The sequence below is a fragment of the Roseomonas haemaphysalidis genome, from assembly GCF_017355405.1.
Classification (GTDB): Bacteria; Pseudomonadota; Alphaproteobacteria; order Acetobacterales; family Acetobacteraceae; genus Pseudoroseomonas; species Pseudoroseomonas haemaphysalidis.
Genome location: NZ_CP061177.1, coordinates 1,066,148 through 1,079,293 on the forward strand (window position 1 = coordinate 1,066,148; position 13,146 = coordinate 1,079,293).

The following is a 13,146-nucleotide window of genomic DNA, read 5'->3' on the forward strand; positions in this document are numbered from 1 at the left end:
CCGGCCTTCCTGTTCCGCCCCCAGCCACAGGTCAAGCCCGGCTCTCATCCAGCGCGATCCCCAGCGCCGCCAGCAGCGCGCCGTACTTGGCCCCTGTCTCGGCGGCTTCCGCCACCGGGTCGGAGCCCGGCACGATGCCGGCGCCGGCGTAGAGCCGCGCGCTGGCGCCGCTGATCTCGGCGCAGCGGATGGCCACATGCCATGCGCCGTCGCCCGCCGCGTCGCACCAGCCGACGGCGCCGGCGTAGAAACCCCGGTCCATCGGCTCGATCTCGCCGATCAGCCGGGCGGCGCGGGCGCGCGGCAGGCCGCATACGGCGGGGGTGGGGTGCAGCAGCGCGGCCAGGGCGGCGGCGGACAGGTCCGGGTCCTTCAGCTCGCCCTCGATGGCGGTGCCGAGGTGCCACATGCTGTGCGTCCGCATCAGCGTGGTGCCTTGTGGCGCCGACAGGCTGCGGCAGAAGGGGGCCAGCGTGTCCAGGATGCAGTCGGCGACGATGGCGTGCTCGCGCCGGTCCTTGTCCGAGCGCGACAAGGCGCTGGCGGCGGCGGCGTCCGCCGCGGCATCGGCCTGCCGCGCGGCGGAGCCGGCCAGGGGGTGGGAGCGGATGCGCGCGCCGCGCTTCTCGACCAGCAGCTCCGGCGTGGCGCCGGCCAGCCAGCGGGCGGCGCCGCCCTCGGCCGCCGGCAGCGGCACCAGAAAGCCGGTGGCCGCCGGGTCGGTGGCCAGCCGGCGCAGCAGCGCCATGGGGTCGATGGCGCGGTCCGCCGTGGCCAGCAGGCTGCGCGCCAGCACGATCTTGGCCAGGCCGCCGGGCTGGCCGGCCTCGGCATCCATGATGTGCAGCGCCTTTCGCACGGCGGCGGCGTAGCCGGCGGCATCCGGCTGGTGGCGCAGCCGCCAGCGCATGGGAGCGGCGACGGGCGCGGCTTCCGGCGCCGCCGGGGCCAGCCGGCGCGGCTGCACCAGGAAGTCGTCCGCGTCCGGCGCGAAGGGCAGGGCGCCGGCCAGCACGGCATTCGCGCCGGCCTCGCGGAGAAAGGCGGCCGCGCGGGCGCCCAGCGTCGCCGCCGGGCCGCGCGGCAGCAGCGCCGCCACGCCATGCCCGACCAGCGTGCCGCCCGCGCCCAGAAACGCCAGCGCGGGTCCGGCCGCGACCGCCGCCGCGCCTGCGGTCATGACCGCGGCCGGCATGTCAGAAGCGGATGACGCTGACGGTGTCGCCATTGGGGTCGTCCACCGGCGGCTGGCCGCGCCCGGCGCTGCGGGCCTTGTTGCTGACAAAGGCCAGGCCGTTCTCGCCGCCCAGCGCCACGGTGTTGGGGTGGGTGCCGGTGGCAAGGCTGGCGCGCACCTCCAGCGCCTTGCCATCCACCACGCTCACCGTGCCGGCGCCGCGGTTGGCCACCAGCACCGTGCCGTCCGGCGCCAGGGTGACGCCCAGCGCGCCCTCGCCGGTCGGGATGCTCTTGACCAGGTTGCCGGAGCCGGCATCCAGCACCGTCAGCGTGCCGGACTTCTGGTTGGCGACGAACAGTCGGTTGTTTTTATTATCGAAGGCAATGTTGATGGCGCTTTCGCCGCCCGACGGGAACTGCCGCGCCACCTTGCCGTCCGCCAGCCCGATCTCGATCACTTGGTTGCTGGCCAGGCTGGCGGCGAACAGCCGGTTGCCGGCGGCATCCAGCGTCAGGGCGGAAACGCCGCCTTCCAGCCCTTCGAGCACCTGCGTGACCTCGCGGCCCTGGATCACCCAGATGGCGCTGCCCGCCCCCTGGAAGCCCGGCACGGAAACGAAGGCGCGGTCGCGGGCTTCGTCCACCACCACCTGGCGGACATGCGCCTTTTCGCCGCGCGCCAGCTTGGCCACCAGCTTGTCCGCCTTGGGGTCGATCAGCGACACGCTGCCGGAGCGGGTGTTGGTGGTGTAGAGCAGCCCGGTGCGGTTGTTGGCCGCCAGGCCGAAGGCGGGCTCGTCCGGCTTGAAGGTGGCGCGCACCTCAAGGCTTTGCGGGTCCAGGCCCAGGATGGCGGCGTTGTTCTGGTCGCGCTGCCCGGCGCTGGCCACGTGCACCAGCCCGGTGGCCCGGCTGAACACCAGCTCGTACAGCGACGGCGCGACCTTGGCGGTCTTCTGCACCGCCGGCGCGGCGGCCTGGGCGAAGGACGGGCGGGCCGTGGCGGCGGCCAGCAGCCCGGCCGCGAGGCCGAGCGCGTGGCGGCGCGAGAACGCGGGAACGGGGGCGGTGCGCATGGCGCGATGATCCTTGTCGGCCGGCTGCGCGGAAAGCGGCCGGGCGTGGGTTTGCAATTGCAAACAATTCTCATCTGGAAGATGCCGCCCGCCCCCTGCGCTGTCAAGCCGCCGGCGCCTGGGCACCGGCGCCGCGCCATGCCAGGATGCCGGCCATGCTGCTGCCGCTGTCCGAGGCCGATGGCCTGATCCTCGACCTCCGCTACGCCACCGCCGACAACCTCACCGGCGCGCCCATCTACCGCCGCCCGGTGGCGCTGCTTTTGCCCGAGGCGCGGCGCCGCCTGCTGGCCGCGCGCGACCAGGCGGCGGCGCTGGGCCTGCGGCTGAAGCTGTTTGATGCCTTTCGGCCGATCGAGGCGCAGTGGGCGCTGTGGCACGCCGTCACGGACAAGCGCTTCGTGTCCGACCCGCGCGACGGCGGGCTGCACCCGCGTGGCGCCGCGGTGGACCTGACGCTGTGCGATGCCGCCACCGGCGCCGAGCTGCCCATGGGCACCGGCTTCGATGCCATCGACGCCGCCTCGGCCCATGGCAGCGGCAACGTGCCGGTGGCCGACCAGCGCAACCGCGCCCTGCTGCTGGGGCTGATGGTGGGGGCGGGGTTCGATCCCTACCTGCTGGAATGGTGGCACTACCACCTGCCGGACGCGCGGCGCCACCCGGCGCTGTGCGCCAGCGCCGTGCCCGGCGGGCCTATGTGACGCGGCGGAACAGCAGCATCAGGTTGTTGGCCGGCATCTCCACCAGCTCCGGCGCGGCAAAGCCGTTGTCCGCCCCCAGGGCCTCCACCGCCGCCACCTCGCGCAGGCCCCAGGCCGGGTCGCGGCCGCGCAGGTCGGCGTCAAAGGCGGCATTGCCGGGCTCCAGCGGCCGCTGCCCGCGCCGGAACGGGCCGTAAAGCGCCAGCAGGCCGCCGGGCGGCAGCACCCTCCCGGCGCCGGCAAACAGCCCTTCCGCCGCCGCCCAGGGGGCGATGTGGATCATGTTGATGCACAGCACCGCCGCCACCGGCCCCGCCGGCCAGTCGCCGCCCGCCACGTCCAGCGGCAAGGCCGGGCGGATGTTGGGCAGGTCGGCGGCCCAGGCGTCGATGCTGGCGCGGCCTTCCGGCAGCGGCTCGGTCGGCTGCCAATCCAGGCCGGGCAGAGCCCGGGCCAGGTGCGCCACGTGTTCCCCGGTGCCGCTGGCGACTTCCAGCACCACGCCCGCGGCCGGCAGGCGCGGCCGCAGCACGGCCAGGATGGGGTCGCGGTTGCGAAGGGCGGAAGGGGCGCTGCGGCGCGGATCGGGGGTCATGCGGGGGTTCATGCCATCCGGACGCGTGGACAGCCACCGGGGGACCAAGGCCAGAAAAGGAATGGCCCCGGCCGCCATCGGTGTCCGTTTGCCCGGCGGGCCGCCGCCACAGGGGAACCGGACGGAAAAAAGCAGGGGCCCGGGGGAAATCTTTCCCTGGCCGTCTTTCCTGCCCCATCCCGCCGCGCCACTTGGGAGCGATGTTCCGACGCACCCTCCTCGCTTCCGCCGCCGCGGCCCTGGCCGTGCCATCCCTCGCCCTGGCCCAGGGGGCGGTGGGCAACCGCGCCGCCGTGCTGGCACGGGTCGAGGCCTACATGAACAGCCTGTCGACCCTGCGGGCGCGCTTTCTGCAGGTGGCGCAGAACGGCGGCTCGGCCGAGGGCACGGCGCTGATCTGGCGCCCGGGGCGCATGCGCTTCGAATACGACCCGCCGGTGCCGCTGATGCTGGTGGCCTCCGACGGTCAGTTCCTGCACTACGACAAGCAGCTGCGCGAGCCGTCCATCGTGCCGGTATCCTCCACCCCCCTCGGCTTTCTGCTGCGGCCACGCATCTCGCTGACCAGCGGCGACCTGGAGGTGATCGGGCTGGACCGGGTGGGCGGGCTGCTGCGCGTTGGCATGCGGCGGAAGGCCGCGCCGGCGGAAGGCAGCCTGACGCTGGTCTTCGCCGAGGAGCCGATGGAACTGCGCCAGTGGATCGTGGTGGACGCCCAGGGCCAGCAGACGCGCGTGACGCTGACGGAGATCCAGACCGGCGTGCGCTTCGACCCGCTGGTGTTTTCCTTCAACGACCCGCGCTTCTTTGAAACGCAGGTGCGCTGAAAACAGGCAAAATTGCCGCGAATTCACCGGTGCGGGACGCAGATGCGCGTGAATTTGCCTTGATAACGCCATGGGGCGGCGCAACCATTCCGTCATGCGCCCCCTGATTGGTATCTCCTGCTGCATCAAGGCGTTCGGTGCCCTCGCGATGCCGAACCACGCCGCCTCCGACCACTACATCCGCGTGGTGATGGGACCGGTCGGCGGCATTCCCGTGCTGATCCCCGCCGCCGGCGAGGGCATCATCGAGGAACTGCTGCCCCGGCTGGACGGGCTGCTGCTGACCGGCAGCCGGTCCAACGTGCAGCCCGCGCTGTACCAGGGCCCACCCCACCTGGAAGGCACGCCCGAGGACGCGGAGCGTGATTCCACCACCCTGCCGCTGACCCGCGCGGCCCTGGCCGCCGGCGTGCCGTTGCTGGCCATCTGCCGCGGCTTCCAGGAAATGAACGTGGCGCTGGGCGGCACGCTGGACCAGCGCATCCAGGACCTGCCGGGGCGGATGGACCATTCCACGCCGTCCGACCAGATCCTGCCCAAGGTGCGGACCGGCAAGGCGCACGGCGTGCGGGTGGACCCCGGCAGCCAGCTTGCCCGCCTGTGGTCCGGCCTGGACTATGACCCGGCCGCGGTGCCGGTGAACTCGCTGCACAACCAGGGCGTTTGCCGCCCGGCGCCGCGCCTGCGGCCCGAGGCCTGGGCGCCGGATGGCACCGTGGAGGCCGCCCGCGTGGACAACGCGCGGGGCTTCGCCGTCGGCGTGCAGTGGCACCCGGAATACGACTGGCAGACCGACGCGCTGTCGCGCCGCCTGTTCGAGACCTTCGGCGATGCCGCCCGCCGGCACGCGGCGGCCCGGATGGAACTGCCCCAGGCCGTTGCGGCGGAATAGCCACAACCGATTCGGAAGCGCTTCGATCAAACGTTTTTGAGTTGCACGGAACAACGCTTCCTGAATCGATGGAATGTCGTATTTTGTGGGGCAAGGCAGCAGGGTTTTCCCCAATCCGGTTCGCCCGACCATTCCGCAAGGAATGCTTCCCCCCGAAGGGCGCCCGGTCATTTCCCCCAAAGCAGGCCGGGCGCCGTTTGGTGCGGCTTCTCGCACCGATCACCCTGATGCGATTTGGTTTATCGGGACCGCGACCTGTCGGGACCCCATGGCGCGTGCCAAACTGGCCGGCGCCATGCGTGACAGGAGACCCCCGTGCTGAACGAAACCCCCTGGGACCCCAGCCCCGCATATCCGGACCAGCGCTTCCGCGCCTTTGAGCCGGCCTTCGGCGGCCTGCAGATCATGAACAGCGCGGTGCGCAAGCTGGCCGATGGCTGCCTGTGGTCCGAGGGGCCCGTCTGGCTGGGGGACCAGCGCGCGCTGCTGTGGTCGGACATCCCCAACAACCGCATCCTGCGGTGGGACGAACAAACGGGCACCGTCACGCCCTTCCGCGCGCCGTCCAACAATGCCAACGGCAACACGCGCGACCGCCAGGGCCGGCTGGTGACCTGCGAGCACCTGACCCGCCGCGTCACCCGCACGGAATACGACGGCGGCATCACCGTGCTGGCCGACCGCTTCGAGGGCCGCCGCCTGAACTCGCCCAACGACATCGTGGTGGCGGCGGATGGCGGCGTCTGGTTCAGCGACCCCGTGTTCGGCATCAATGGCTTCTACGAGGGTGAGAAAGCGGAGCCGGAACTGACGCCCGCCGTGTACCGCATCGACCCTTCCGGCACGGTCGCCAGGATGACGGACGACGTGGCCGGCCCCAACGGCCTGGCCTTCTCGCCCGACGGCCGCACCCTGTACCTGGTCGCCAGCCGTGCCGAGCCGCGCGAGATCCTGGCCTTCGACCTGGAAGGGGAAGGCAGCGCCACGCGGCTGGTGCGCCGGCGGGTCTTCATCGCCTGCGCGCCGGGACAATCGCCGGACGGCTTCCGCGTGGATACGGAGGGGCGGCTGTGGTGCGGCTGGGGCACCGGCGCGGAACAGAACGGCGTGCGGGTCTTCGATGCCGGCGGCACGCCGCTGGGGCATATCGACCTACCGGAACGCTGCGCCAACGTCGCCTTCGGCGGGCGGCACCGCAGCCGGCTGTTCATGGCGGCGTCGCGCTCGCTTTACATGGTGAACGTCAATGCCCAGGGGGTCGCGGGGGGATAAGGCGGGGGAATCCCTTCCCCCGGCCTTTCCGCCGTCAGGCGCCGTCGTTCGGCTCGGCCATCTTGCGGTGCATCCCCGCCAGCACGCCTGACGGCAGCACGTTGGCCACGGCGGACTGGATCTTGTTCTTCAGCCCCGCCGCCACGTCGCCATCGCCACTCTTCATGGCGTCGTAGCCGGACTTGGCGACCATGGCCGGGTCGTCCTTCTTGCCCTCGCCCACGGGGGTGTCGAGCATGTGGGCACGCTCGAAGAACTGGGTTTCCGTGGGGCCGGGCATCAGGCAGGTGACGGTCACCTGGCTGTCCTTCAGCTCGTCGCGCAGCGCGAAGCTGAAGGAATTCAGGAACGCCTTGGTGCCGTTGTACACCGCCTGGAAGCTGCCGGGCATGAAGCCGGCGATGGAGCCGGTGATCAGGATGCGCCCGGCATCCCGCGCCCGCATCGCGCCCGCCACCTTCTGGATCAGGTACAGCGTGCCGGTGATGTTGGTGTCCACCACGTGGCGGACCTCGGCGAAGTCCTGGTCCAGGAAGCCGTGGCCCAGGCCGCGCCCGGCATTGGCCATCAGCACGTCCACCGGCCGGCCGCCGGCGGCGGCCAGCAGCTTGTCCACCCCCTCGGGGGTGGCCAGGTCGGCTTCCACGGCTGTGATCTCCGTGCCGTGGCGGCGCAGCATGGCGGCCGCGGTCTCGATCGCCGGCTCGTCGGCGGCGATCAGCAGGTCGTGGCCATCCCCGGCGGCGAGCTTCGCGAGCTCCAGCCCGATGCCGGTGGAGGCGCCGGTGACAATGGCGAAGGGGCGTGTGCTCATGGCTTCAGGACCACCTTGATGCAGCCGTCATGCTTGTCGCGGAAGGTCTTGTAGAGGTCGGGACCCTCGGACAGCGACGCGGTGTGGGTGATAACAAAGGAGGGATCGATCTCCCCCTTCTGGATGCGCTCCATCAGCGTCGGCAGGTAGCGCTGCACCGGCGTCTGGGCCATGCGGAAGGTCAGGCCGCGGTTGATGGCCGAGCCCATCGGGATCTTGTCCAGAAAGCCGCCATAGACGCCGACGATGGAAACGGTGCCGAAGTTGCGGCAGCAATGGATCGCCTGGCGCAGCACATGCGGCCGGTCGGTGCCCATGAAGGTGGCGACCTTGATGCGGTCCAGCACGCTGTCGAAGCTGCCGGTGGCATTGGCCTCGGTGCCCACGGCGTCGATGCAGGCATCCGCGCCGCGGCCATGGGTCAGCTCCATGATGCGGTCGTAGATGTCCTCTTCCTTGAAATCGAGCGTCATGGCGCCGCCGGCGCGGGCCATCTCCAGCCGCTCCGGCACCGTGTCGATGGCGATCACGCGCTCGGCGCCCAGCAGAAAGGCGCTGCGGATGGCGAACTGGCCGACCGGGCCACAGCCCCAGATGGCCACCGTCTCGCCGCCCTTCAGGTCGCACATCTCGGCGGCCATGTAGCCGGTGGGGAAGATGTCGGACAGGAACAGCGCCTGCTCGTCCGGCATGCCGTCCGGCACCTTGATGGGGCCGACATCGGCATAAGGCACCCGCAGGTATTCCGCCTGGCCGCCGGCATAGCCGCCCAGCAGGTGGGAATAGCCGAACAGCCCTGCGGGCGAGTTGCCCCAAAGCTTGGCGGCCTTCTCCTTGTTGGGGTTGGACCGCTCGCAAGCCGAGAAGAAGCCCTTCTGGCAGAAGAAGCACTGGCCGCAGGAGATGGTGAAGGGCACCACCACGCGGTCGCCGACCTTGAGCGCCTTGTTGTCGCGCCCGACCTCGACGACCTCGCCCATGGTCTCGTGGCCCATGATGTCGCCGTGCTCCATGGCCGGGATCACCCCGTCATAGATGTGCAGGTCGGAGCCACAGATGGCGCAGGACGTGACCTTGATGATCGCGTCCCGCCCGTCCTGGATCTGCGGATCGGCCACGCTGTCGCAGCGGATGTCGCCCTTGCCGTGCCAGGTCAGTGCCTTCATGCCCGTCGTCCTCCGTATGCTCACGGGGTAACGGCGCAGAACAGGAATTGGCTGCGTCGTGCCGCAGCCTTACGTGGAACTTACCGCAGTCAAGGCAAAGATGAAGCTTGGCGGCGCTGAGCAGAAGCACAGAAGAAAGGCCGGGAAAGGAATTCCCCGACCTTTCTCTTTCTTCGTTCTGTCTGGTGGCTGTTGCGGCAAGAGGCCGTTCAGGGCACGCAGCGCCGCAACGCCAATTCGGAGCAAGCAGACAGGGGCCTGGGGGAATTCCTTTCCCCAGCCTTTCCCTTATTCGCCCCGCACCGCCGCCGACAGCTCCCGCACCTGGTCCAGCACCTTGCGCACCGTGTGGGGCGAGGCGCGCCCCTCGGCATCCAGCGTGCCCGCCAGCGTCTCGATCAGCGCCGAGGCCACCACGGCGCCGTCCGCGACCCGCGCGGCGTTGGCCGCCTGCTCCGGCGTGCGCACGCCGAAGCCGATGGCGATCGGCAGGTCGGTGAACTGCCGCAGGCGGGGGATGGCGGCTTCCAGCGCCCCGGCCTCGGCGCTGCGCGTGCCGGTGATGCCGGCGATGGCCACGTAGTAGATGAAGCCGCTGGTGCCCTTGAGCGCGTAGGGCAGGCGCTCGTCCGTGGTGGTGGGGGCAATCAGGCGGATGATGTCCAGCCCCTGCGCCGCGGCGGGGGCCAGCACGTCGGCCTCCTCCGGCGGCACGTCCACCACGATGATGCCATCCACGCCCGAGGCGCCGGCATCCACGCAGAAGCGCTCCACGCCGTAGGACATGATGGGGTTGAGGTAGCCCATCAGGATCAGCGGCGTTTCATCATCCTCGCGGCGGAAGTCGCGCACCATGGCCATGGCGCCGGCCAGCGTGCCGCCGGCCTTGAGCGCCCGCTGCCCGGCCAACTGCACCGTGGGCCCGTCGGCCATCGGGTCGCTGAACGGCACGCCGATCTCGATCAGGTCGGCGCCCGCGCCGGGCATGCCGCGCAGGATGGCCATGCTGGTCGCCGGGTCGGGGTCGTAGGCTTCCAGGAAGGGCATCAGCGCGCCGCGCCCTTCCTGCTTCAGCTTGGCAAAGCGCGCGGCGATGCGGCCGCTCACAGCGACTGCCCCAGGTGCTTGGCCACCGTGAAGATGTCCTTGTCGCCACGGCCGGACATGTTGAGGACGATGGTCTGGTCCCGCCGCAGGGTGGGCGCCAGCTTCATCACCTGCACCAGCCCATGCGCCGATTCCAGCGCCGGGATGATGCCTTCCAGCTTGGAGCATAGCTGGAAGGCTTCCAGCGCCTCGTCGTCGGTGGCGCCCACATAGGTGGCGCGGCCGGTCTCGTGCAGCCAGGAATGCTCCGGCCCGATGCCGGGGTAGTCGAGCCCGGCCGAGATGGAATGCGCTTCCTTGATCTGCCCGTGCTGGTCCTGCAGCAGGTAGGTCAGGTTGCCGTGCAGCACGCCAGGCCGGCCGCGGTTCAGCGAGGCCGCGTGCTCGATGGTGTCCATGCCGCGGCCCGCCGCCTCGACACCCCACAGCGCCACCTCCTTGTCGTCCAGGAAGGGGTGGAAGATGCCCATGGCGGAGGAACCGCCGCCGACGGCGCAGACCACCGCGTCCGGCAGCTTGCCTTCCAGCTCCAGGATCTGCGCGCGGGTTTCCTCGCCCACCACGCACTGGAAGTCGCGCACCATCTGCGGATAGGGGTGCGGGCCCGCCACGGTGCCGATGCAGTAGTAGGTGTCGTGCACGTTGGCGACCCAGTCGCGCAGCGCCTCGTTCATCGCGTCCTTCAGCGTGCCGGCGCCGGCGGTGACGGGCACCACCTGTGCGCCCATCAGCTTCATGCGGAACACGTTGGGCGCCTGCCGCTCCACGTCGGTGGCGCCCATGTAGACGACGCATTGCAGGCCGAACAGCGCGCAGGCCGTGGCGGTGGCGACGCCGTGCTGCCCCGCGCCGGTTTCGGCCAGGATGCGGCTGCGGCCGAGCTTCTTGGCCAGCAGGATCTGCCCCAGCACGGCATTGATCTTGTGCGCGCCGGTGTGGTTCAGGTCCTCGCGCTTGAAATAGATCCTGGCGCCGAGCGCGGGGTCCGCCGCCTGGGCGCGGGCATGCTCGGTCAGCCGGTCGCAACGCCACAGCGGGCTGGGGCGGCCGACGTATTCCTTCAGCAGCCGGCGCCACTCGGCCATGAACGCCGCGTCGTTCTTGGCGGCCTCATAGGCCTGCTCGACCTCGAGCAGCAGCGGCATCAGGGTCTCGGCGACGTAACGGCCACCGAACTGGCCGAAGCGCCCACGCGCATCGGGACCCTGACGGAGCGAGTTGGCTAACGGCTGATTCACGATCCATCCCTCCGGTCGGGGGAGCGTGTGTAGCGTGGGGCGGGGGCGGGCGATACTCCGGGATCACGGCAAAGCAGCCGGCGCCCGCCGCGCCCAAGCTGCCGAGGCGCTAGGCCGGCGGCGGTGGCGCGGGGGGCAGCGAGGGCTGGCTGCTGCGCCCCTTGGCCGCGTTCACGAAGGCACGCATGAGGACCATGTCCTTGACGCCGCGCGTCCGCTCCACGCCAGACGACACGTCCACCCCCCGGGTGCCCGATTCGCGGATGGCGGCGGCCACGTTCACCGGCGTCAGCCCGCCCGCCAGCATCCAGGGCAGCGGAATGCTGCGCCCGGCCAGCAGCGACCAGTCGAAGCGCATGGCATTGCCGCCGGGAATGCTGGCGCCCGGCGGCGGCTTGGCATCCAGCAGGAAACGGTCCACGGCCGTGTGGTAATCGTCCAGCAGGGCGAAATCCGCCTCGCCGGCAATGCCGATGGCCTTCATCACCGGCAGCCCGAAGTGGTCGCGGATCTCGGCGCAGCGGCCGGGGCTTTCCTGCCCGTGCAGCTGCAGCAGGCGCAGCGGCACCACCTCCAGCACCTGCTCGATCAGCGCGTCCGTGGCATCAACGAACAGGCCCACGGGGGTGATGGCCGCGGGCAGGCGGCGGGCGAGCGGCGCCGCCTGGGCGGGCACCACGGCACGGGCGGACGGCGGAAAGAACACGAAGCCCACCATGTCGGCGCCGGCCCGCACGCTGCCATCGACGCCCTCAGCGTCGTTGATGCCGCAGATCTTGACCTGCACGCCGCTCATCCCGCGAGGCCCGCGGCGATGCGCGCCGCCGCCTGCGCCGGATCGGCCGCGCCGGTGATGGGGCGGCCGATGACCAGCCAGTCGGCGCCGGCCCTGGCGGTGTCCTCGGGCGTCGCGGTGCGGGCCTGGTCGCCGGCGGCGCTGCCGGCGGGGCGGACGCCGGGCACCACCAGCAGCGGCGCATCGCCAAAGGCATCGCGCAGGCGGGATACCTCATGCGGCGAGCACACCAGCCCGTCCGCCCCGGCGGCCAGCGCCACGCGGGCCAGCCGCAGCACCTGCTGCGCCGGGCCGCCGGACACGCCGGTCTCGGCCAGCCCCTCGGTGGTGAAGCTGGTCAGCACGGTCACGGCCAGGATGGCGGGGCGGCGCGGGCCGGCGGCGTCCTCGGCGGCGCGGCGCGCGGCCTCGATCATGGCGCCGCCGCCGCCGGCGTGCAGCGTCAGCATGGCGGGCGGCTCCAGGCAAACCGACCGCACGGCACCGGCCACGGTGTTGGGGATGTCGTGGAACTTCAGGTCCAGAAACACCGGGCGATGCATGGCGATGCGCTGCACCACCGCCGGACCCTCGGCGCAGAACAGCTCCAGCCCCACCTTCACCAGCCCCACATGCGGCGCCACGGCCGCCGCCCAGTCCAGCGCGCGGGCAGGGTCGGGGGTGTCCAGCGCGGCAATCACGCCGCAGCGGTTCGGCTTGGCCCAGGTGGCGGCGGCGGGTGCGGGAGCGCTCATCCGCCCGTTTTACGCCGAGTGGGACAAGGGGGCCAGGGAGTTGCCGGGCGTGACCGGCTGGCTGGCCACCGGCACCGCCTGCTTGGCGCGCAGCTCCGCCAGCTCGGCCTCCAGCAGGGTCGCGGCATGGCGCAGCTGGCGCGCCTGGGCGCGGTAGCGCAGCCCGCTGCCCCAGGCCAGCAGGGCGCCCAGCAGAAAGGCCAGCAGCGCCGCCAGCAAGACCGCGCCGGCCAGCGGCAGCACCCAGGACAGGTCAAAGGGCCACAGGTGCAGCGCCACCGGCTCGGTGTTGGAAATGGCGAACAGCACCAGCAGCAGCAGCAGCGGCAGGGCGAGGATCAAGGCGAGCATCAGGTCACTCCGCAGCCGGCGCGGCGCCGCGGGCGGCGCGCTTGGGGGCCTGCAGCGGCCCGCCGTTGACGCGCTCGCGCAGTTCCTTGCCGGGCTTGAAATAGGGCACCGCCTTGCCGGCCACCTCGACCGCCTCGCCGGTGCGGGGGTTGCGGCCGGTGCGCGGGTCGCGCTGCTTGGCCGAAAAGGCGCCGAAGCCGCGCAGCTCCACCCGGTCGCCACGCGCCAGGGCGGCGCTGATCTCGTCGAAGATGGTGCCGACGATCAGCTCCACGTCCGGCTGCCGCAGGTGCGGGTTGGCCGTCGCCAGCTGCGCGATCAGTTCGGATTTCGTCATCGCGCGGCACTCTCCTGGGACGCGGGGGAAGTCTGTCGCGGAAAGCTGCCAAACGGTC

The 13,146-nt window shown here is 71.5% G+C and carries 15 protein-coding genes; 4 read left to right on the forward strand and 11 right to left on the reverse strand.

Annotated features, from left to right (window positions below):
* Nucleotides 1-31: 31 nt before the first annotated feature.
* A complete protein-coding gene (locus IAI59_RS04895; protein ID WP_237180925.1) occupies nt 32-1,180 on the reverse strand; it encodes an isochorismate synthase in 1,149 nt (382 codons plus the stop codon).
* A 16-nt stretch (nt 1,181-1,196) separates the two neighbouring features.
* Entirely contained in the window at nt 1,197-2,255 is a 1,059-nt protein-coding gene (locus tag IAI59_RS04900) for a YncE family protein (protein ID WP_207419110.1), read from the reverse strand.
* Between the two features lie 155 nt (nt 2,256-2,410).
* On the opposite strand from IAI59_RS04900, the gene ddpX reads away from it, so the two are divergent.
* The gene (gene ddpX / locus IAI59_RS04905; protein WP_207419109.1) at nt 2,411-2,959 is read left to right on the forward strand and encodes a D-alanyl-D-alanine dipeptidase; all 549 of its coding nucleotides are present in this window, start codon (nt 2,411-2,413) and stop codon (nt 2,957-2,959) included.
* Here the strand turns inward: ddpX and IAI59_RS04910 are convergent.
* Nucleotides 2,952-3,554 carry a DUF938 domain-containing protein gene (locus IAI59_RS04910; RefSeq protein ID WP_207419108.1) on the reverse strand — a complete coding sequence of 201 codons (603 nt, stop codon included), beginning with the start codon at nt 3,552-3,554 and terminating at the stop codon, nt 2,952-2,954. The two genes, ddpX and IAI59_RS04910, sit on opposite strands and share 8 nt — an antisense overlap.
* A gap of 200 nt (nt 3,555-3,754) precedes the next feature.
* Between IAI59_RS04910 and IAI59_RS04915 the strand changes: the two genes are divergently transcribed.
* The 3 genes from IAI59_RS04915 (at nt 3,755) to IAI59_RS04925 (ending at nt 6,545) form a co-directional block, all read left to right on the forward strand.
* Nucleotides 3,755-4,381: a LolA family protein gene (locus IAI59_RS04915; protein WP_207419107.1), complete on the forward strand. Its 627-nt coding sequence runs from the start codon at nt 3,755-3,757 to the stop codon at nt 4,379-4,381.
* Between the two features lie 94 nt (nt 4,382-4,475).
* Entirely contained in the window at nt 4,476-5,273 is a 798-nt protein-coding gene (locus tag IAI59_RS04920) for a gamma-glutamyl-gamma-aminobutyrate hydrolase family protein (protein ID WP_207419106.1), read from the forward strand.
* Between the two features lie 315 nt (nt 5,274-5,588).
* Nucleotides 5,589-6,545 (forward strand): SMP-30/gluconolactonase/LRE family protein, encoded by a 957-nt coding sequence (locus IAI59_RS04925; protein WP_237181198.1) that lies wholly within the window; start codon nt 5,589-5,591, stop codon nt 6,543-6,545.
* Between the two features lie 34 nt (nt 6,546-6,579).
* Here IAI59_RS04925 and IAI59_RS04930 read toward each other — a convergent pair whose 3' ends face one another.
* The 8 genes from IAI59_RS04930 to ihfB all read right to left on the reverse strand — a co-directional run bounded on the left by IAI59_RS04930 (nt 6,580) and on the right by ihfB (nt 13,088).
* Complete coding sequence (locus tag IAI59_RS04930; RefSeq protein WP_207419105.1) at nt 6,580-7,359, reverse strand: SDR family NAD(P)-dependent oxidoreductase; 780 nt, start codon at nt 7,357-7,359, stop codon at nt 6,580-6,582.
* Nucleotides 7,356-8,525, reverse strand: coding sequence for a zinc-dependent alcohol dehydrogenase (locus tag IAI59_RS04935; RefSeq protein WP_207419104.1), 1,170 nt, complete (start codon nt 8,523-8,525; stop codon nt 7,356-7,358). Before IAI59_RS04935 ends, IAI59_RS04930 begins: the two co-directional genes overlap by 4 nt.
* A gap of 288 nt (nt 8,526-8,813) precedes the next feature.
* Complete coding sequence (gene trpA / locus IAI59_RS04940; RefSeq protein ID WP_207419103.1) at nt 8,814-9,632, reverse strand: tryptophan synthase subunit alpha; 819 nt, start codon at nt 9,630-9,632, stop codon at nt 8,814-8,816.
* Nucleotides 9,629-10,870 carry a tryptophan synthase subunit beta gene (gene trpB / locus IAI59_RS04945; protein WP_207419102.1) on the reverse strand — a complete coding sequence of 414 codons (1,242 nt, stop codon included), beginning with the start codon at nt 10,868-10,870 and terminating at the stop codon, nt 9,629-9,631. The genes trpA and trpB overlap by 4 nt, the downstream gene beginning before the upstream one ends.
* A gap of 109 nt (nt 10,871-10,979) precedes the next feature.
* Nucleotides 10,980-11,666 carry a phosphoribosylanthranilate isomerase gene (locus IAI59_RS04950; RefSeq protein WP_207419101.1) on the reverse strand — a complete coding sequence of 229 codons (687 nt, stop codon included), beginning with the start codon at nt 11,664-11,666 and terminating at the stop codon, nt 10,980-10,982.
* Nucleotides 11,663-12,400, reverse strand: coding sequence for an orotidine-5'-phosphate decarboxylase (gene pyrF, locus IAI59_RS04955; RefSeq protein ID WP_207419100.1), 738 nt, complete (start codon nt 12,398-12,400; stop codon nt 11,663-11,665). The genes IAI59_RS04950 and pyrF overlap by 4 nt, the downstream gene beginning before the upstream one ends.
* Before the next feature lie 9 nt (nt 12,401-12,409).
* The gene (locus IAI59_RS04960; RefSeq protein ID WP_207419099.1) at nt 12,410-12,751 is read right to left on the reverse strand and encodes a lipopolysaccharide assembly protein LapA domain-containing protein; all 342 of its coding nucleotides are present in this window, start codon (nt 12,749-12,751) and stop codon (nt 12,410-12,412) included.
* 4 nt (nt 12,752-12,755) lie between these two features.
* A complete protein-coding gene (ihfB, locus tag IAI59_RS04965) occupies nt 12,756-13,088 on the reverse strand; it encodes an integration host factor subunit beta (protein ID WP_207419098.1) in 333 nt (110 codons plus the stop codon).
* Nucleotides 13,089-13,146 lie beyond the last annotated feature (58 nt).